This window comes from Sphingomonas arvum (genome assembly GCF_026013565.1).
GTDB classification, from domain to species: domain Bacteria; phylum Pseudomonadota; class Alphaproteobacteria; order Sphingomonadales; family Sphingomonadaceae; genus Sphingomicrobium; species Sphingomicrobium arvum.
The window spans coordinates 1,078,417-1,079,516 of sequence record NZ_JAPDOB010000001.1; the positions used below are offsets into that span (position 1 = coordinate 1,078,417).

The window sequence follows — 1,100 nt, forward strand, 5'->3', positions numbered from 1 at the left end:
GGCGACGACAGCGTCTATGGTGGCGATGGCGACGACGAGATCTGGACCGATACCGGCAACGACTTCATCTCCGGTGGCAATGGCGGTGACCAGCTCAGCGGCGCTGGCGGCAACGACACCATCCTGGGTGAAGCCGGCAACGATCGTCTGGCCGGCGACGAAGGCGACGACCTTCTTGACGGCGGTGATGGTGACGACGTTCTGAACGGTGGCGGCGGCAACGACACGCTGCGCGGCGGGACGGGGTCGGACCAGCTCTATGGCGGTGACGGCAACGACTTCCTGACGGAAGGGCATGAGACCGGTCCGTTCGGCGACGACCTGTACGACGGCGGTGAGGGCAGTGACCGGGTCAGCCTGTTCGCCTCATTTGGCCCGGGCGTCACGGTCGACCTGCGCAACACCGGGCCTCAGAACACCGGCCGCGGCATGGATACGTTCGTCAGCATCGAGCATGTCACTGGCGCGTACGGCAACAACACGCTGATCGGCAACGACGTCGCCAACTGGTTCTGGACGTTCCAGGGCAACGACAAGCTGTCGGGCAATGGCGGCAACGACTATTTCACGGTTGGCACCGGCGACAAGGTGATCGACGGTGGCACCGGCATCGACACGCTCGAGCTGGCCGACACGGCCTACCAGCCCGTCTACAATCCGGCGGTGGGGCTGACGGTCTCGCTGGCGCTGCAGGGCACGGCTCAATCGACGAACGTGGGCAACTGGACCCTCACCAGCATCGAGAACCTGGGTGGCTGGATCGGCAACGATCACCTGACTGGCGACGACAACGCCAACGTGCTGGCCGGGCAGATCGGCAATGACGTGCTGGTCGGCGGTGGCGGCGACGATATCTTGGCCGGCGACGGCACCTGGATCTTCGAAAACGGCGCCCAGGTATTCATCGAGAACAACACGGTCGACGGCCCCGGCGGCGACGACGTCCTCGAGGGCGGCGCCGGCAACGACCGGCTCATCGGTGGCGGCGGCAACGACACGCTGCGCGGCGGGACGGGGTCGGACCAGCTCTATGGCGGTGACGGCAACGACTTCCTGACGGAAGGGCATGAGACCGGTCCGTTCGGCGACGACCTGTACGA

The 1,100-nt window shown here is 66.0% G+C and carries 1 protein-coding gene; it reads left to right on the forward strand.

Translation table 11 applies throughout. The features are described from left to right. Positions 1–1,100 (forward strand): calcium-binding protein (locus tag OMW55_RS05325; protein WP_264881383.1); only part of this gene is annotated, 1,100 nt, incomplete at both ends.